Origin of the sequence: Bradyrhizobium sp. BLXBL-01 (assembly GCF_051853025.1) — a bacterium.
Classification (GTDB): Bacteria; Pseudomonadota; Alphaproteobacteria; order Rhizobiales; family Xanthobacteraceae; genus Bradyrhizobium.
The window spans coordinates 3,902,129-3,920,250 of sequence record NZ_CP182471.1; the positions used below are offsets into that span (position 1 = coordinate 3,902,129).

Annotated in this window: 16 protein-coding genes; 15 read left to right on the plus strand and 1 reads right to left on the minus strand. The window is 66.6% G+C overall.

Annotation, left to right across the window (positions count from 1 at the left end):
* Positions 1 to 54 precede the first annotated feature (54 nt).
* From ACNJYA_RS18110 to fabZ, 12 genes are all read left to right on the plus strand, one after another.
* Positions 55 to 2,682, plus strand: a complete 2,628-nt coding sequence (locus ACNJYA_RS18110; RefSeq protein WP_212257234.1) for a caspase family protein — start codon at positions 55 to 57, stop codon at positions 2,680 to 2,682.
* Positions 2,683 to 2,894: 212 nt separating this feature from the next.
* Positions 2,895 to 3,890, plus strand: coding sequence for a 30S ribosomal protein S2 (locus ACNJYA_RS18115; protein ID WP_172783573.1), 996 nt, complete (start codon positions 2,895 to 2,897; stop codon positions 3,888 to 3,890).
* 133 nt (positions 3,891 to 4,023) lie between these two features.
* Positions 4,024 to 4,947, plus strand: a complete 924-nt coding sequence (gene tsf, locus ACNJYA_RS18120) for a translation elongation factor Ts (protein WP_124158103.1) — start codon at positions 4,024 to 4,026, stop codon at positions 4,945 to 4,947.
* 60 nt (positions 4,948 to 5,007) lie between these two features.
* Positions 5,008 to 5,724, plus strand: coding sequence for a UMP kinase (pyrH, locus tag ACNJYA_RS18125; protein WP_172783574.1), 717 nt, complete (start codon positions 5,008 to 5,010; stop codon positions 5,722 to 5,724).
* 69 nt (positions 5,725 to 5,793) lie between these two features.
* The gene (frr, locus tag ACNJYA_RS18130) at positions 5,794 to 6,357 is read left to right on the plus strand and encodes a ribosome recycling factor (protein WP_025036556.1); all 564 of its coding nucleotides are present in this window, start codon (positions 5,794 to 5,796) and stop codon (positions 6,355 to 6,357) included.
* Positions 6,358 to 6,369: 12 nt separating this feature from the next.
* The gene (locus ACNJYA_RS18135) at positions 6,370 to 7,128 is read left to right on the plus strand and encodes an isoprenyl transferase (protein ID WP_172783575.1); all 759 of its coding nucleotides are present in this window, start codon (positions 6,370 to 6,372) and stop codon (positions 7,126 to 7,128) included.
* Entirely contained in the window at positions 7,125 to 7,967 is an 843-nt protein-coding gene (locus ACNJYA_RS18140) for a phosphatidate cytidylyltransferase (RefSeq protein WP_260379317.1), read from the plus strand. Before ACNJYA_RS18135 ends, ACNJYA_RS18140 begins: the two co-directional genes overlap by 4 nt.
* Before the next feature lie 4 nt (positions 7,968 to 7,971).
* Entirely contained in the window at positions 7,972 to 9,195 is a 1,224-nt protein-coding gene (gene dxr / locus ACNJYA_RS18145; RefSeq protein ID WP_439403341.1) for a 1-deoxy-D-xylulose-5-phosphate reductoisomerase, read from the plus strand.
* Between the two features lie 44 nt (positions 9,196 to 9,239).
* Positions 9,240 to 10,391 (plus strand): RIP metalloprotease RseP, encoded by a 1,152-nt coding sequence (rseP, locus tag ACNJYA_RS18150; RefSeq protein WP_172783578.1) that lies wholly within the window; start codon positions 9,240 to 9,242, stop codon positions 10,389 to 10,391.
* Positions 10,392 to 10,566: 175 nt separating this feature from the next.
* A complete protein-coding gene (gene bamA, locus ACNJYA_RS18155) occupies positions 10,567 to 13,092 on the plus strand; it encodes an outer membrane protein assembly factor BamA (RefSeq protein ID WP_172783579.1) in 2,526 nt (841 codons plus the stop codon).
* Between the two features lie 125 nt (positions 13,093 to 13,217).
* Positions 13,218 to 14,285 carry a UDP-3-O-(3-hydroxymyristoyl)glucosamine N-acyltransferase gene (gene lpxD, locus ACNJYA_RS18160; protein WP_172783580.1) on the plus strand — a complete coding sequence of 356 codons (1,068 nt, stop codon included), beginning with the start codon at positions 13,218 to 13,220 and terminating at the stop codon, positions 14,283 to 14,285.
* The gene (gene fabZ / locus ACNJYA_RS18165) at positions 14,282 to 14,743 is read left to right on the plus strand and encodes a 3-hydroxyacyl-ACP dehydratase FabZ (protein WP_024341283.1); all 462 of its coding nucleotides are present in this window, start codon (positions 14,282 to 14,284) and stop codon (positions 14,741 to 14,743) included. Before lpxD ends, fabZ begins: the two co-directional genes overlap by 4 nt.
* 19 nt (positions 14,744 to 14,762) lie before the next feature.
* Here the strand turns inward: fabZ and ACNJYA_RS18170 are convergent, their stop codons facing one another.
* Positions 14,763 to 15,083: a KTSC domain-containing protein gene (locus ACNJYA_RS18170; protein WP_439403342.1), complete on the minus strand. Its 321-nt coding sequence runs from the start codon at positions 15,081 to 15,083 to the stop codon at positions 14,763 to 14,765.
* A 176-nt stretch (positions 15,084 to 15,259) separates the two neighbouring features.
* On the opposite strand from ACNJYA_RS18170, the gene lpxA reads away from it, so the two are divergent.
* Genes lpxA through lpxB form a run of 3 tightly spaced genes read left to right on the plus strand, consistent with a single transcriptional unit; the run spans position 15,260 to position 18,117 of the window.
* On the plus strand, positions 15,260 to 16,051 hold the full coding sequence (gene lpxA, locus ACNJYA_RS18175) for an acyl-ACP--UDP-N-acetylglucosamine O-acyltransferase (protein ID WP_439403343.1): 792 nt from the start codon (positions 15,260 to 15,262) through the stop codon (positions 16,049 to 16,051).
* A gap of 18 nt (positions 16,052 to 16,069) precedes the next feature.
* On the plus strand, positions 16,070 to 16,939 hold the full coding sequence (locus ACNJYA_RS18180; RefSeq protein WP_271506460.1) for an LpxI family protein: 870 nt from the start codon (positions 16,070 to 16,072) through the stop codon (positions 16,937 to 16,939).
* Positions 16,939 to 18,117: a lipid-A-disaccharide synthase gene (lpxB, locus tag ACNJYA_RS18185; protein WP_439403344.1), complete on the plus strand. Its 1,179-nt coding sequence runs from the start codon at positions 16,939 to 16,941 to the stop codon at positions 18,115 to 18,117. Before ACNJYA_RS18180 ends, lpxB begins: the two co-directional genes overlap by 1 nt.
* Positions 18,118 to 18,122: the final 5 nt, after the last annotated feature.

The following is an 18,122-nucleotide window of genomic DNA, read 5'->3' on the forward strand; positions in this document are numbered from 1 at the left end:
TGGCCGCGCGCCTGATACGCGGTGGCCACCTCAACAACAAAAGCGGGCACAGCCATGCGCGGGACGCTCAAAGTCTTCCTCTGCCTTCTCCTGGCGGTCCTTGCCGTGGGCTTGCCGCAACAGGCGCGTGCCCAGCAGCAGGAAAAGCGCATCGCGCTCGTGGTCGGCAACGGCGCCTATGCCAAATCGCCGCTGGCGACCACCGCGAACGACGCCGGCCTGATCGCACAAACGCTGCAGGCGGCGGGCTTCGACGTGGTCGGCGCGCGCGATCTCGACGGCGACACGCTGCGCAAGAGCCTGCGCGATTTCATCCAGAAGGCCCAGGCGTCGGGGCCGGGCACCGTCGCGATGATCTATCTTGCCGGCTACGGCGTGCAGCTGGCCGGCGAGAACTATTTCATCCCGGTCGATTCCAACATCAGCCGCGACACCGACATACCGACCGAGGCCCTGCGCATCAGTGACTATGCGCGCCAGCTCGCCTCGATTCCGCTCAAGGCCAATATCGTGGTGCTCGACGCGGCCCGGGCGCAGCCCTTCATCGAGGGCGGACAGCCGATCGCGAGCGGTTTGGCGCTGGTCGAGCCGGAGCCGAACATGCTGATCGCTTTCAACGCCGCGCCCGGCACGGTGGCGCCGGAGGAGCCGGGGCCCTACGGCATCTATGCGCAGTCGCTCGCCGAGATGATCCGCACCGGCGGCCTGCCGCTGCCCGAGGTGTTCGACCGCGTCCGCCTGCGCGTCAACGAGGCCTCCAAGGGCGCGCAGGTGCCCTGGAACGAGCAGAAGATCTCGGCGCCATTCTCGTTCTTCGAGCGCGCGCCCGATGCGCCGCCGCCGGCGGCTGCGCCCGACCAGGTCGCCGCGATCCGGAGCAAGCCGATCCGCGATCTCGGCGTGCAGGATGCCTACGCCGCCGCGCTCGAGCGCGACACGCTGCCGGCCTATGAGGAGTTTCTCGCGGCCTATCCGAACGACCCGCTCGCCAAGCGCGTGATGGCGATCGTTGCCGCGCGCCGCGAAGCCATCACCTGGCGGCGGACCTACCGCACCGACACGCCGGAGGCCTATTGGTCGTATCTGCGCCGCTATCCGCGCGGGCCGCATGCGGCAGACGCACGGCGCCGCCTTGCGATCCTCACCGCGCCGCCCGAGCCGCCGCCGAGCTTCGCGATGATCGACTACGACGTGCCGCCACCGCCGCCGGAGGAGGTGGTCTATGTCGACCGTCCCGTGCTGTATTTCAGCGATCCCGATTTCGGCTTCGCGCCGCCACCGCCGCCGCCGGTCTATTACCTGCCGCCGCCGCCGCCGGATTTCGTCGTGCTGCCGCCGCCACTGCCCGTGGTCGGCCTGTTCGTGCTGCCGCAGCCGGTGTTCGTGCCGATCCCGGTATTCGTCAGGCCGCCGGTCTATGTCGCGCCGCCGCCGAACAACATCATCTATCAGAACATCCACAACACGACGGTCATCAACACCGTGATCAACCGCCCGCCGGCACCGCCGCCGGCCGCGGGGCCGGCGCCCGGACCGGGCAATCTGGCGCCGGCGGTTGCCGGCCGCGCCACGCCGGCAGGTCCGGCCGTGCCGCAGGCGGTGGTCCAGCGCGCCGCTCTGATCCAGCAGGGCAAGGCGCCGATGCCGCCGAGCGCGACGATCCAGCCGACGGCGAAGCCGGGTCTCGCGGCACCGGCTCCGGCCAATGTTGCGCCTGGCACGACGGCGCCGCCGCCCGCAGGCGCCAAGCTGCCGCAGGCCAATACGGTGCCGGCGCCGGGAGCGCCCGGCAGCCCGCCGGCCGGAGCGGCGCCCGGGACGGGGACGCCGGGCGGCACACCCAGTCCGACCGCGACCGCGCCCGCCGGCAGCGCCGCTACACCCCCGCAAGCGCTGGCGCCGACCAAGCTGCCGCAGGCCAATACGCTGCCCGTGCCCGGCACCCCCGGCGGGCCGCCGCCGGCTGGAGCGGGGGCCGCGCCCGGGACTGTCCCATCCCCAGGCAAGCCCGCCGCGACCGCCACGGCGCCGAGCGGCAACGTCCCACCGCCGCAGCCGAACGCGGCTACGACGCCCAATCACCCACCGGCTTCCGGAAACGCGACGAATCCGTCCGCGGCCCTGCCCAGGCCGGGGACAACGACCCCGCCTGTGCCAGACCTGCGCGGCAGGCCGGGCGGGCCTCCGCCGGGCGCTTTGCCGCCGCCGAGCGCGGCCACCGGCAAGCCCGCCGCCCCGACTGCGGCCAAACCCGTGACACCTCCGCCGCCACCCTTGGCGGCGCGGACACCGTCCGGAGTTCAGGATCGTCGGCCCGCACCACCGCCGCCGCAGGCCGGCAGGCCCGCCGCTGCGCCTCCGCATCCTCAGGCTCTGGCAAGGCCGGCGCCGCCGCCTCCGCCGCGGGTTGCGCCACCCCCGCCGCCGCGGGCCGCGCCTCCGCCCGTCGCCGTGGCGCGGCCGGCGCCACCGCCGCCACCTGTTGCCCGGCCGGCGCCGCCTCCGCCCGCGATGGCGCGGCCGGCACCACCTCCGCCGCCTGTCGCACGGCCAGCGCCGCCGCCGCCACCACCTCCGGTCGCCCGACCGGCGCCGCCGCCGATGGCCGCAGCGCCGCATCCGCCTCCGCGGCCGGCCGGCCCGCCACCGAAGAGCTGCCCGCCGGGCCAGCCAAAGTGTTAGGAGGCTCAAGGGGCAGGGGACGCTCGGAAGCGAGCGCAGCCTAGAGGCGTCCCCAAAGGCCCGTTATTTCCTTGCTTCTGGCCGAAATGGCGCTATATAGCGCGCCATCTCACACGGAAACATGGCTCACAAGGCCGTCCGGTGGCAGCCGGGGCGAGAGCGCTCCGTTTTGCTCACACGTTTCCGGAGGAACCAACCGGAGAACTAGAACGATGGCACTACCCGATTTCACTATGCGTCAGCTGCTGGAAGCTGGCGTGCACTTTGGTCACCAATCTCACCGCTGGAATCCGAAAATGGCTCCGTTCATTTTCGGCACCCGCAACAACATCCACATCGTCGACCTCGCCCAGACCGTGCCGATGCTGCACCAGGCCCTCCAGGCCGTCAGCGACACGGTGGCCAAGGGCGGCCGCATCCTGTTCGTCGGCACCAAGCGCCAGGCCCAGGACGGCGTTGCCGACGCGGCCAAGCGCTGCGCGCAGTATTTCGTCAATTCGCGCTGGCTCGGCGGCACGCTGACCAACTGGAAGACGATCTCGGCCTCGATCAAGCGCCTGCGTCACCTCGACGACGTGCTCTCGGGCGGCGAAGCCAATTCCTACACGAAGAAGGAGCGCCTGACGCTGCAGCGCGAGCGCGACAAGCTCGACCGCTCGCTCGGCGGCATCAAGGACATGGGCGGTCTGCCCGACCTGATCTTCGTGATCGACACCAACAAGGAAGACATCGCGATCCAGGAGGCCCAGCGGCTCAACATCCCGGTCGCCGCGATCGTCGACACCAATTCGGACCCCAAGGGCATCACCTATGTGGTGCCGGGCAATGACGACGCCGGCCGTGCCATCTCGCTGTACTGCGATCTGATCGCGCGTGCGGCGATCGACGGCATCTCGCGTGCCCAGGGCGATTCGGGCGTCGACATCGGAGCGTCGGCCAAGCCGCTCGCCGAAGAGCTGCCGGCAGCGTCCTCGAGCGGTTTCCAGGGCCTTGCGGGTCCCCGCGGCACCGCCGACGACCTCAAGAAGCTCCCGGGCGTGTCGGGTGCGATCGAGAAGAAGTTCAACGATCTCGGCATCTTCCACTACTGGCAGCTCGCCGAGCTCGACCACGACACCGCGCACACGATCGGCGAAGAAGTCGGTCTGCCGAGCCGCGCGGATGCCTGGGTGGCCAAGGCCAAGGCGCTGACCGCGGAAGCGGAATAGTCAAAAAGAGCGATGGGTTGGCCGGATAGGATCCGGCCACCATTTCAGTTGACGCGACTTCCTGAGATGGACCGCGGCGGGGCGATTTGATGCCGCGCCGCGGCAAACCAGCAGGCACAAAGGATTTTCAACGATGGCAACGATCACAGCTGCGATGGTCAAGGACCTGCGCGAATCGACCGGCGCAGGCATGATGGACTGCAAGGCAGCGCTCACCGAAAACGACGGCAACATGGAAGCTGCGCAGGACTGGCTGCGCAAGAAGGGTCTGTCCAAGGCCGCCAAGAAGTCGGGCCGCGTCGCGGCCGAGGGCCTGATCGGCGCACTCACCAAGGGCACCAAGGGCGTCGTGGTCGAGGTCAATTCAGAGACCGACTTCGTCGCCCGCAACGGCCAGTTCCAGGGCCTGGTCAAGATGATCGCGCAGGTCGCGTTCGACGTCGGCGCCGACGTCGAGAAGATCAAGGCCGCCAAGGTCGGCGACGTCACGATCGAAACCGCCATCAATGATGCGATCGCCACCATCGGCGAGAACATGACGCTGCGCCGCGCCGCCCAGCTCGAGGTGAGCCAGGGCGTTGTCTCGCACTATGTTCACGGGGCCGTCATCGAGGGCGCCGGCAAGATGGGCGTGATCGTGGCGCTGGAATCGCCGGGCAAGGCTGACGAGCTCGCAGCGCTCGGCCGTCAGATCGCGATGCACGTCGCCGCTGCCAACCCCCTGGCGCTCGATCCCTCCGGCCTCGATCCGGCCGTGGTCAAGCGCGAGAAGGACGTGCTGGCCGACAAGTACCGTCAGCAGGGCAAGCCGGAGAACGTGATCGAGAAGATCGTCGAGTCCGGCCTCAAGACCTACTACAAGGAAGTCTGCCTGCTCGAGCAGGCCTTCATCCACGACACCGGCAAGTCGGTGGCGCAGGCGGTGAAGGAGGCCGAGGGCAAGGTCGGCGGCGCTGTGAAGATCGCCGGCTTTGTGCGCTATGCTCTCGGCGAGGGAATCGAGAAGCAGGAAAGCGACTTCGCGGCCGAGGTCGCCGCGGCCAGCGGCAAGAAGTAAGCGCCGGAACGTTCCTTCCGGCGTGCCGCCGGAAGCGGCGCCCGGACAAGGAAAGTGCTCATGACTGATCCGGTCTATCGTCGCGTCGTGATCAAGCTGTCCGGCGAATATCTCGCGGGACAGCAAGGCTTTGGCATCGATCAGCCGACCGTCGACCGGGTTGCGGACGATCTGATCGCGGCCCGCCATCTCGGCACCGAGGTCGCGGTCGTAATCGGCGGCGGCAACATGGTCCGCGGCGTCGAGGTCTCATCCCGCGGGGTGTCGCGCACCACCGGCGACACCATGGGCATGCTCGCCACCATGATGAACTGCCTCGCGCTGGAAGCGGCGATCGAGCGCAAGGGCACGCCGGCTCGGACGCTGTCGGCCTTCGTCATGCCCGAGATTTCCGAGCTGTTCACCCGCACCGCGGCACACAGATACCTGGCCGAGGGCCGCATCGTGCTGCTCGGCGGCGGGACCGGCAATCCGTTCTTCACCACCGACACGACGGCGGTGCTGCGGGCCGCCGAGATCGGCGCGCAGGCGGTCCTGAAGGCCACCAATGTCGACGGGGTCTACTCGGCCGATCCGAAGAAGGATCCGACCGCCACGCGGTTCGACCGCCTGACGCATTCGCAGGCGATCGAGGGCGGCTACAAGGTGATGGATGCGACCGCCTTCGCGCTTGCCCGCGAGACATCGCTGCCTATCATCGTATTCTCGATCGCGGAGCCGGGCTCGATCGGCGCGATTCTGCGTGGCGTCGGCCACGGAACCATCGTCGCCGGCTGACGGCTCAACTGGCGCGCCCGAAAGGGAACGGCGCGGAGCGGTCGCCGGGATTTTGAAGGAGAAAACGTGATGGCCACGGGTAATTTCGACCTCAACGAAGTGAAGCGCCGCATGCAGGGCGCCGTCGCCTCGCTCAAGCACGAGCTCGGCGGCCTGCGCACGGGACGCGCCTCGGCCTCGATGCTCGATCCGGTGCAGGTCGAGGCCTATGGCAGCCACATGCCGCTCAATCAGCTCGCCACCGTCAGCGTGCCGGAGCCGCGGCTGATCTCGGTTCAGGTCTGGGACAAGTCGATGGTCAAGGCCGTCGAGAAGGCGATCGTCGATTCCAATCTCGGCCTGTCGCCGGCGACCGAGGGCCAGGTGCTGCGCCTGCGCATTCCCGAGCTTAACGAGGAGCGCCGCAAGGAGCTGGTGAAGGTCGCGCACAAATATGCCGAAGCCGCCAAGGTCGCCGCGCGCCATGTCCGCCGCGACGGTCTCGACGTGCTCAAGAAGCTCGAGAAGAATCACGAGATGTCGGAGGACGATCAGAAGCGTCACGCCGACGAGGTGCAGAAGGCGACCGACGGCACCATCGCCGAGATCGACCAGTTGCTGGCCGCCAAGGAAAAAGAAATCCTCACCGTTTAAGGCATCGCCTTCATGTCCAACGCCGCCGCGCCCGCAACGGAAGGACCCGACCGGTCCGAGGCGCCCGCGCATGTCGCCATCATCATGGACGGCAACGGGCGTTGGGCGGCCGCGCGCGGTCTGCCGCGCGCGGAAGGGCATCGTCGCGGCGTGGACGCATTGCGCCGTGTGGTGCGCGCCTCGCACGAGCTCGGCATCCGCTATCTCACCATCTTCTCGTTCTCTTCGGAGAACTGGTCGCGTCCGGCGAGCGAGATCGGCGACCTGTTCGGCCTGCTGCGGCGCTTCATCCGCAACGATCTGGCGAGCCTGCATCGCGACGGCGTCAAGGTCCGCATCATCGGCGAGCGCGAGGGGCTCGAGAGCGACATCTGCGCTTTGCTGAACGAGGCCGAGGAGCTGACGCGCGACAATACGCGACTGACGCTCGTCGTCGCCTTCAATTACGGCTCGCGGCAGGAGATCGCGAAGGCGGCGCGGAAGCTCGCCCGCGAGGTCGCGGAGGGCAGGCGGGATCCTGCCACGATCGACGCCGAGACGCTTGGCGCGCATCTTGACGCGCCCGACATCCCCGATCCCGATCTCATCATCCGCACGAGCGGCGAGCAGCGCCTGTCGAACTTCCTGATGTGGCAGGCCGCCTATAGCGAGCTCGTGTTCGCGCCGATCCATTGGCCCGACTTCGACAAGGCGGCGCTGGAAAGCGCGATTGCCGAATTTGCCAGGCGCGAGCGCCGTTTCGGCGGCCTGGTTGCGAAGACCGCCTCGTGAACGAACCCGATTCTGCACCGGTGGGCGCCAAGCCTGCCCCGAGCAATCTGGTGATGCGGGTCCTCGCGGCGCTGGTGCTGGCGCCGCTGGCCATTGCGATCGCCTATGCCGGCGGCTGGCTGTGGGCGCTTTTCGTCACCCTGGTCTCGATCGGGCTGTTTGCCGAATGGCTGATGGTGGTGGGCGCAGGATCGGCCGCACTGACCGGGGCGGGGACGGTCGTGATCGCCATGATGGGAGCCTCCGTCGCTTTCGGCGCGCTCAAGACCTCCGTCGTCACCGGCCTGATCGGCGGCGCGCTCGTGACGCTGATCGCGCGGGGCAAGTTCTTGTGGGCGGCCAGCGGATTTGCCTATGCGGCGGCGGCGCTGCTGGCCTCGATCCTGCTGCGCAAGGATCTCGTCAACGGCTTCTCCGCGCTGATGTTCGTGCTGCTGGTGGTCTGGGCGACCGACATCGGCGGCTATTTCGCCGGACGCAGCATTGGCGGTCCGAAATTATGGCCGCGCGTGAGCCCGAAAAAGACCTGGGCCGGCGCGCTCGGCGGTTTTGCGGCGAGCCTTGCGGTCGCCGCCGGCTTTGCCGCCTGCGGGATCGGAAAAGCGGTTCCACTGCTGCTCGTCGGCGCCGTCCTGTCCGTGGTGTCGCAGCTCGGCGATCTCTTCGAATCCGCCGTGAAGCGGCGCTTCGGTGTCAAGGATTCCAGTCACTTAATTCCCGGCCATGGCGGACTACTGGACCGCCTGGACGGTTTTATCGCCGCCATCCTGGCGGCATGGATTATCGGCTTTCTCCGCCATGGTGTGCATAGCGCCGGAAGCGGTCTTATGGTTTGGTGAGGATATGAGCGCCGTTCCCTTGCGTAACAACAGGCTTGCTGCGTCTGACATTCGCAGCGTCACAGTCCTCGGTGCCACCGGCTCGATCGGCGACAGCACGATGGACCTCTTGCGCGCCTCGCCCGAGCGCTACCGTGTCGAGGCGCTGACGGCGAACGGCAATGTCGCAGCGCTGGCCAAGCTCGCCAAGGAATTCAATGCGCGCTATGTCGCGATTGCCGACACCTCCAAGCTCGCCGAGCTCAAGGACGCGCTGGCGGGCACCAGCACCGAATGCGGCGCCGGCGAAAGTGCGGTGATCGAGGCCGGCGCGCGCCCGGCGGACTGGGTGATGGCGGCGGTGAGCGGCGCTGCCGGGCTGAAGCCGGCGCTTGCCGCGGTCGATCGCGGCGCGCATGTCGCGCTCGCCAACAAGGAGTGCCTGGTCTGCGCCGGCGACTTCTTCATGCAGCGCGCGGCAAAAGCCGGCGCCTGCATCCTGCCGGCCGATTCCGAGCACAACGCGCTGTTCCAGGCACTGAGCTCAGGCAATCGCGACGAGCTCGTCCGCGTCATCATCACGGCCTCCGGCGGTCCGTTCAGGACCTGGAAGCCTGCGGACATCGAGCAGGCGACGCTCGAGCAGGCCCTGAAGCATCCGAACTGGAGCATGGGCCAGAAGATCACGATCGATTCGGCCTCGATGATGAACAAGGGCCTTGAAGTGATCGAGGCGTCCTATTTGTTTGCGCTCTCGCCGGACGAGATCGACGTGCTGGTTCATCCGCAGTCGATCATCCACGGCATGGTCGAGTTTTCCGACTGCTCGGTCGTGGCCCAGCTCGGCGCGCCCGACATGAGGACGCCGATCGCCCATTGCCTCGGCTGGCCCGATCGCATCAAGGGCCCGGCCGCCAAGCTCGACCTTGCCAAGATCGGCCAGCTGACCTTCGAGGCGCCGGACTTCGAGCGCTTCCCCGGATTGCGGCTGGCCTACGAATCGCTCCGTACCGGGAAGGGCGCGACAACCGTCTACAACGCCGCCAACGAGGTTGCGGTCGCCGCCTTCATTGCCGGCAAGATCCCGTTCGGCGCGATTGCCCGGCTGGTCGAGGCGACGCTCGAGGATTGGATCAAGGGCGGCAACCAGGCGCCCCTGATGTCGGCGGACGATGCAATCTCTGTTGACCATGTTGCGCGAAATAGGGCCGCCGCCCTATTGCCTCAAATTGCCTTAAAGGCATCCTAGTTGGTTCGGGACCAGGGCCTTGCGGCGCTGGGTGAGGGAATTCGATGATCGACTTTTTCGTCCATAGTTTCAATACGTTGAGCCATGGGCTCCTCGGCTACGCGGTTCCCTTCCTGTTCGTCCTGACCATCGTCGTGTTCTTCCACGAGCTCGGCCATTTCCTGGTCGCGCGCTGGGCCGGCGTGCGCGTGCTAACCTTTTCGCTCGGCTTTGGCCCCGAGCTGGTCGGCTTCAACGACCGCCATGGCACCCGCTGGAAGATTTCGGCGATCCCGCTCGGCGGCTACGTCAAGTTCTTCGGCGACGAGAGCGAGGCCTCGACCCCGTCGGCCCAGACGCTGGCGGCCATGACGGCCGAGGAGCGCGCCGGCAGCTTCCACCACAAGAAGGTCGGCCCCCGCGCGGCGATCGTGGCGGCCGGGCCGATCGCCAATTTCATCCTGGGCGCGCTGATCTTCGCCGGAATGGCCCTCTATTACGGCAAGCCGAGCACGATCGCCCGGGTCGACGGTGTCGTCGCCGACGGCGCGGCGGCTGCGGCCGGCTTCAAGGTCGGCGACGTCGTCGTCCAGATTGACGGCAAGCCGATCGAGAGCTTTGCCGACATGCAGCGAATCGTTGCGATGAACGCCGGTTCGGCGCTTACCTTCCAGGTGAAGCGCGACGGTGCCATCGTCTCGCTGACCGCGACCCCGGCGCTGCTGGAGCGCAAGGATCCGTTCGGCAACAGCCACCGTCTCGGCGTTCTCGGCGTCGAGCACAAGTCGCAGGCCGGGGAGGCCTCGACCACCCCGGTCGGCGTCGGTGAAGCGCTCAAGATCGGCGTCGAGCAGGTCTGGTTCATCATCACCAGCACCTTCAAGTTCCTGGGCTCCCTCTTCGTCGGCCAGGGCAATCCGAACGAGGTCAGCGGAGTCCTGGGAATCGCGAAAATGTCGGGGCAGGCGGCCAGCGCCGGGTTCCAGTTCGTGATCAATCTCTGCGCGGTGCTGTCGGTCTCGATCGGCCTTTTGAACCTGTTCCCGATCCCGCTGCTCGATGGCGGCCACCTGATGTTCTATGCGGCCGAGGTGGTTCGGGGTCGGCCCCTGTCCGAGCGGACCCAGGAAATGGGGTTCCGAATCGGCCTTGGCCTCGTGCTGATGTTGATGGTGTTCGCGACCTACAACGACATCCTGCGGATGGCGGCTTCCTGATAGGGGCTTTTTTGTGGCGTTGCTGTTGAGCAACGTCTTGGAATGAAATTGAAATTACGGCGCTTTCGGCCGTTTGCGGCGTCGGCGAAATTGGCTACAAGCGGCCTGAACTTGGGGAATCTCCGGACCGGCGTTGGGGTGGGTCTGGCACGGAATGATAAGGGCGCGTTGCGCGATGAAGTTTGGACTGCGACTCCGGGGGGGCTTGATCGCGACCCTGATCTTGTTCGGCGCGCCGGTGGTTGCCCCGGTTGGGGCTGTTTTCGTGTCTTCGTCTGCGCTCGCTCAGACCGTTCAGTCGATTTCCGTCGAAGGGAATCGCCGCGTCGAGGTGGAGACGATCCGCTCCTATTTCAAGCCGGGCCCGGGCGGCCGGCTGGATCAGGCCGCCATCGACGACGGCCTCAAGGCGTTGATCGAGACCGGCCTGTTCCAGGACGTCAGGATCAACCGCGGTTCCGGCGGCCAGCTGATCGTCTCCGTGGTGGAAAACCCGGTGATCGGCCGCATCGCCTTCGAGGGCAACAAGAAGATCAAGGACGAGCAGCTCACCGCTGAAGTCCAGTCCAAGGCCCGCGGCACCTTCTCCCGCGCCATGGTGCAGTCGGACACGCTCCGAATCGCCGAAATCTATCGCCGCTCCGGCCGCTACGACGTGCGCGTCACGCCCGAGATTATCGAGCAGCCGAACAATCGCGTCGACCTGATCTTCACGGTCGAGGAGGGCGTCAAGACCGGCGTCCGGTCGATCGAGTTCGTCGGCAACAATGCCTTCTCGTCCTACCGCCTTCGCGACGTGATTAAGACGCGCGAAACGAATCTGCTGAGCTTTCTCGGCAGCGGTGACGTCTATGATCCCGATCGCGTCGAAGCCGATCGCGATCTGATCCGCCGATTCTATCTCAAGAACGGCTTCGCCGACGTGCAGGTCGTCGCGGCGCTCACCGAGTACGATCCGGAGAAGAAGGGCTTCAACGTCACCTTCAAGATCGAGGAAGGTCAGCAATACCGCGTCGGCTCGGTCGATTTCCGCACCAGCATTCCGAACTTCGATCCGAGCTCGATGCGCGGCTATTCGCGCATCAATGTCGGCTCGCTCTACAACGTCGAATTGGTCGAGAAGTCGGTCGAGGAGATGCAGATCGAGGCCTCCCGGCGCGGCTATGCCTTCGCCGTGGTCCGGCCCGGCGGCGACCGCAACTTCGAAGCGCACACCGTGTCCGTCGTGTTCAACGTCGACGAGGGCCCGCGCACCTATATCGAGCGCATCAACCTGCGCGGCAACACCCGCACGCGCGACTACGTAATCCGCCGCGAGTTCGACATCTCGGAAGGCGACGCCTACAACCGCGCGCTGGTCGACCGTGCCGAGCGGCGCCTGAAGAACCTCGACTATTTCAAGACCGTGAAGATCACGACCGAGCCGGGCTCGTCCAGCGACCGCGTCATCCTGATCGTCGACATGGAAGAGAAATCGACCGGCGACTTCTCGGTCTCGGGCGGTTACTCAACCACCGACGGCGCGCTGGCCGAAGTCTCGATCTCGGAGCGCAACCTGCTCGGTCGCGGCCTGTTCGCCAAGGCGTCGGTGACCTATGGCCAGTATGCCCGCGGCTACTCGCTGTCGTTCGTCGAGCCGTATCTGCTCGACTACCGCGTCGCGCTCGGCCTCGACCTCTATCAGCGTGAGCAGAAGTCCAACAGCTACATCTCTTACGGCACCAGGACGCTCGGCTTCTCGCCGCGACTCGGCTTCTCCTTGCGTGAAGATCTCTCGCTCCAGGTGCGCTACTCGATCTATCGGCAAGAGATCACGCTGCCGAGCTACTTGGCCAACTGTAACAACGACCCGCTGTCATCGGCATTCAACCCCAGTCCGGCCTACTCGGCGGCGACGGGTACGCCCTTGGCTGCATCCACCAACGGCCTCGGCTGCTACAACGATGGCGAAGCCTCGCTGCCGGTCCGCAAGGAGCTGGCCAACGGCAAGACTCTGACCTCGGCGCTCGGCTACACGCTGACCTACAACACGCTGGACAACAACAAGAACCCGACCGATGGTCTGCTCGTCGACTTCCGGCAGGACTTCGCCGGCGTCGGCGGCGACGTCTCCTATCTGAAGTCGGTGGTCGACGCGAAGTACTACACGCCGCTCGTCTCCGACATCGTCGGCCTCGTCCGCCTGCAAGGCGGCATGCTGAACAAGATCGGCAACGATCTGCGCATGCTCGACCACTTCCAGATGGGCCCGAACCTCGTTCGTGGCTTTGCCCCGAACGGCATCGGTCCGCGCGACTTGAACCCCTTCGGCACGCAGGATGCGCTCGGCGGCACCAAGTATTGGGGTGCTTCGCTCGAATTGCAGATGCCGTTCTGGTTCCTGCCCAAGGAAGTGGGTCTGAAGGGCGCGGTCTATGCCGACGCCGGCGGCCTCTACGACTACAAGGGACCGACGAGCTGGACCGCCACCAACGAGGTCAACGTGCCGGGCTGTATCCCGTCGACCATCAATCCGAACAGCACCGGGACCTGCACCGGTCTCGTATATGACGACAGCAAGGTCGTTCGCTCGTCGGTCGGTGTCGGCGTGATCTGGCAGTCGCCGTTCGGACCGCTGCGCTTCGACTACGCCGTGCCGCTCAGCAAGGGCAAGTACGACCGCACGCAGGAGTTCCGGTTCGGCGGCGGCACCACGTTCTAGTTCGATCAGCACGGCACGATCCGGATCGCCGGAGCCGGTTTCCGAAAGGGATCGTGCCGATCAAAGACATGAGGCATGATGCGGCCTGACCGCTTCATGCCGAAGCCGGACCGCGACGGGGTGGAATGGCGCAGCCGACCTTCTTCACAAAGCCGCCTGCCGCAGCGTTGGCCGACATCGCCACGCTGACCAAGGCGCAGCTGGTCGACCCGGCGAGGGGCGGCCACGTCATCACGGGCCTTGCTTCCCTCGATGAAGCGGGCCCGATGCATTTGGCCTTTTTCGACAACCTCAAATATCTCGAGGAACTCAAAGCGACCCGCGCCGGGGCATGCCTGGTAAGCCCACGCTTCGAGGCCCAGGTGCCTGCCCACGTGGCCGTGCTGCGGGTGGCGCAGCCGTTCCGCGCCTTCGTCCGGATCGCGCGGGAATGGCACGCCGATGCGCTGCGGCCGCAATCCTGGTTCGGCATCGAGGGTATTGCACCGTCCGCCATCATCGATCCCTCGGCCCGGCTCGAGGACGACGTCATCGTCGAGCCCCTGGCGGTCATCGGCCCGGACGTCGAGATCGGGAGCGGCACGGTGATCGGCGCCGGCGCGGTCATCGGCCCCGGCGTCAAGATCGGCCGGGACTGCAATGTCGGCGCCCGCACGGCCATCCAATGCGCCCTGATCGGCAACGACGTGCTGATCCATCCCGGCTGCTCGATCGGCCAGGACGGCTACGGATTCATCTTCTTCGGCCCCGAGGGGCATCTGAAGGTCCCCCAGACCGGCCGCGTGCTGATCCAGAACAATGTGGAGGTCGGCGCCGGCACCACCATCGACCGCGGCTCCCTGCGCGACACCGTGATCGGGGAGGGCACCAAAATCGACAATCAGGTCCAGATCGGCCACAATGTGACGATCGGCCGGAATTGCCTGCTGGCGGCTCAGATCGGCCTCGCGGGCAGCCTGACGATCGGCGACAACGTGGCGCTGGGAGCAAAGGTTGGCATCAACAATCACCTCAAGATCGGTGATGGCGCCCAGGTTACCGCGATGAGCGGGGTCAAGGACGACATCCCGCCGAATGGCCGTTGGGGTGGCCTCTTTGCCAAGCCGACCAAGCAATGGTTCAAGGAGATCATCGCGGTGGAGCGCCTGGTGCGCGACAGCAAGGCCGATCCGAAGGACGAGGGACGGGAATGACGGCGGAATCACCTGTTAAGTTCGAGCTGGTGGACATCAATGCGATCCTCCAGACGCTGCCGCACCGCTTTCCGATGCTGCTCATCGACCGCGTGATCAACATCCGCGCCGATTACAGCGGCATCGGCATCAAGAACGTCACCTTCAACGAGCCGGCGTTCCAGGGGCATTTCCCCGAGCGTCCGGTCTATCCCGGCGTCATGATGATCGAGGCGATGGCGCAGACCGCGGGCGTGATCGGCATCAAGTCGGTCGAGGGCACCGAGAAGCCGCGGGCGGTCTATTTCCTCACCATCGACAAGTGCAAGTTTCGCAAGCCCGTGCTGCCGGGCGACACGATCGAGTATCACATGCGCTCGCTCGGCCGCCGCAAGGCCATGTGGTGGTTTCACGGCGACGCCAAGGTCAACGGGCAGGTCGTCGCCGAAGCCGACGTCGGCGCCATGCTGACCGATTGAGCGGAGCCGGGCGTCCGCCTCAGGTGCAATCGTAGCGGCTGCCGGCCATCTCGCGCCTGATATTCCGGTTGAAGAACTGGCCCATGGACGGCGCGCCGAGGAGGCGCTCCACCGTGTCGGCCGTCACGCCGCAATAGAGGTGATAGGCGCCGTTGCTCGCGACGATCAGGTCCTGCTGCGCACGATCGTAACAGACCCGCTGAAGCACCGTGCTGCGGGTGATGTCCCGGCACTCGAAAGTCTGGAGATCGACCAGGCGGTGTTCGCCGGTCTCGACCGCCTCGGACACGATCGGTGTGCTCGCGAGCTGTGCCAGTAGAAGGATCAGGGTCCTGACCACGATCGTTGAAGCTCCGCATGAACCTGGCGACGGGACGGCAAGGCTGCCTCATCCGGCACTTGAAACACGGCGAGATGATACGTCACTGGACAGATCGGGCATAGTCGCGCTAACCAGCCGAAAACCGAGCGACTTCAATATATAACCAGACCTTCTTGACGAGTAAGATTGGCTTGATGAGCAAGATTGATCCCACCGCACGGATCGCGGACGGCGCCGTGATCGGCGCGGGCACCGAGATCGGACCTTATTGCATCATCGGCCCGAACGTCGTCATCGGCGCGAACTGCAAGCTGATCGGGCATGTGCACGTCACGGCGCAGACCACGATCGGCGACGGCTGCACCATCTATCCGTTCGCTTCGCTGGGCACGCCGCCGCAATCGCTCAGCTATCGTGGCGAGCTGACGCAGCTCAGGATCGGCTCCGGCTGCACCATCCGCGAATCCGTGACCATGAACGCGGGGACCGTTGCCGGCGGGGGCGTCACCTCGGTTGGCGACCGCGGCTATTTCATGAACTGCAGCCACGTCGGCCACGACTGCCATGTCGGCAACGACGTGATCTTCGCGACCTCGGCAACGCTTGGCGGCCATTGCGAGATCGGCGACTTCGTGTTTATCGGCGGGCTGTCCGCCGTGCATCAGTTCACCCGCATCGGGGCGCAGGTCATGGTCGGCGGTGTGTGCGGCGTGCGCGACGACATCATTCCGTTCGGTCTGGTCAACGGCCAATATGCCGCTCTCGAAGGCCTCAATCTGATCGGCATGAAGCGTCGCAAGTTCACCAAGCAGCGGCTCGCCACCGTGCGCGCGTTCTACCAGAAGCTCTTCCATGGCCCCGGCACCTTCGCCGAGCGGCTGGAGGCGGCGCGGCCGCTCGCGGGCGAGGACCCCGCGATCGCCGAAATCCTCGACTTCATCGGCAAGGGCAAGCGCCCGCTCTGTCTTCCCGCTATCGCGAAGTGATCTTGGAGTGATCTTGGGATGGCCGCGGGCACGACATCGGCGGCTTTGCAGGTTTCGTCACCGGTCGGCATCGTCGCCGGCGGCGGCGCCATGCCGTTCGCGGTCGCCGAGTCGCTCGCCGCGCACGGCATCACGCCGGTGCTGTTTCCGCTGCGCGGGGCCTGCGATCCCGCGCGCGTGGAGAAGTTCCGCCATCGCTGGATCTCGGTCGGCCAGCTCGGCCGCGCGATGCGGCTGTTCCGCGAGGAAGGCTGCCGCGACCTGATCTTCATCGGCACATTGGTGCGGCCGTCGCTGTCCGAGATCCGGTTCGACATCAAGACGCTGCGCCTGCTCGGCAACGTCATCCGCGCCTTCCGCGGCGGCGACGATCATCTGCTGTCGGGTGTCGGGCGCATCCTCGAGCAGGACGGCTTCCGCATGGTCGGCATCAAGGACGTCGCACCGGATCTCTTGATGCCCGAGGGCTGCATCGGCCGCGCCTGGCCGAGCGAGGCCAGCAAGACCGACATCGCGCGCGGTCGGGCGGTGCTGACCGCGCTCGGTCCGTTCGACATCGGCCAGGCTGCGGTCGTGATCGACGGGCATGTGGTGGCGGTCGAGGACATCGAGGGCACCGACGCGCTGCTCGCACGCGTCGCGCGGCTGCGCGAGGAGGGCCGCATCCGCGCCGCCACCGGACGCGGCGTGCTGGTGAAGGCGCCGAAGAGCGGCCAGGATCTGCGCTTCGACCTGCCGACGATCGGTCCGCGCACCATCGAGGGCGTCGCGGCCGCCGGCCTTGCCGGCATCGCGGTCATCGCGGGCAACACCATCGCCGCCGAGCCGCAGGCAATGATCGCGCTTGCCGATGCCAAATATCTCTTCGTCATCGGCTTGCCCGCGTGATGTCGCGTGATCCCAAGCGCAAAATCTTCCTGATCGCCACGGAGGAATCCGGCGACCGGCTCGGCAGCGCCTTGATGAAGGTGCTGCGCCAGCGCCTCGGCGACGGCGTGCAGTTCGTCGGGGTCGGCGGCCGCACCATGGCGCGCGAGGGCCTGGAATCGCTGTTTCCCATCGAGGAGCTGTCGATCGTCGGGTTTGCCGCGGTGGTGCAGCAATTGCCGAAGATCCTGCGGCTGATCCGCGAGACGGCCGATGCCGTGACCGAGGCCGCGCCCGACGTGCTCGTCATCATCGACAGCCCCGACTTTACGCATCGCGTCGCCCGCCGCGTGCGCTCGCGCAGTCCGGCGATCCCGATCGTCGATTACGTCTCGCCGCAGCTCTGGGCATGGCGGCCGGGGCGGGCGCGGACCATGCTCGGCTATGTCGACCATGTGCTCGGCCTGCTGCCGTTCGAGCCGGAGGAATACCGCAAGCTCGGCGGGCCGCCCTGCAGCTATGTCGGCCATCCCCTGATCGAGCAATTGAGCTCGCTGCGTCCGAGCGCGGAGGAGCAGAAGCGTCGCGAGGGTAAGCCGCCGGTGCTGCTGGTGCTGCCCGGCAGCCGCCGCAGCGAGGTCAGGCATCATCTCGGCGTGTTCGGCGCAACGCTCGGCCGCTTAAGGGGTGAGGGCTGCGCGTTCGAATTGATGCTGCCGACCATGCCGCATCTCGAAGCCACCATCCGCGAGGGCGTCGCGAACTGGCCGGTCAAGCCGCAAATCGTAATCGGCGAGAACGAGAGGCGAGCTGCCTTCCGCATCGCCCACGCCGCGCTGGCGAAGTCCGGCACGGTGACGCTCGAGCTCGCGCTGTCAGGCATTCCGATGGTGACTGCCTATCGCGTCGGCGCGATCGAGGCCTTCATCCTGCGCCGCGCGATCCGCGTCTCCTCGGTGATCCTCGCCAATCTTGTGATCGGCAAGGATGTCATTCCGGAATATTTGCAGGAGGCGTGCACGCCGGAGCAGCTGGCGCCTGCGCTCGCCGCGCTGCTGACGGATTCGCCGCTCCGCCGCGTGCAGGTCGAGGCCTTCGCCAAGCTCGATCAGATCATGTCGACCGGCAACACATCGCCGAGCGTGCTCGCCGCCGACATCGTGCTCGCGACGATGCGCCAGGGCCGGCGAACGAGCTAAAAAAT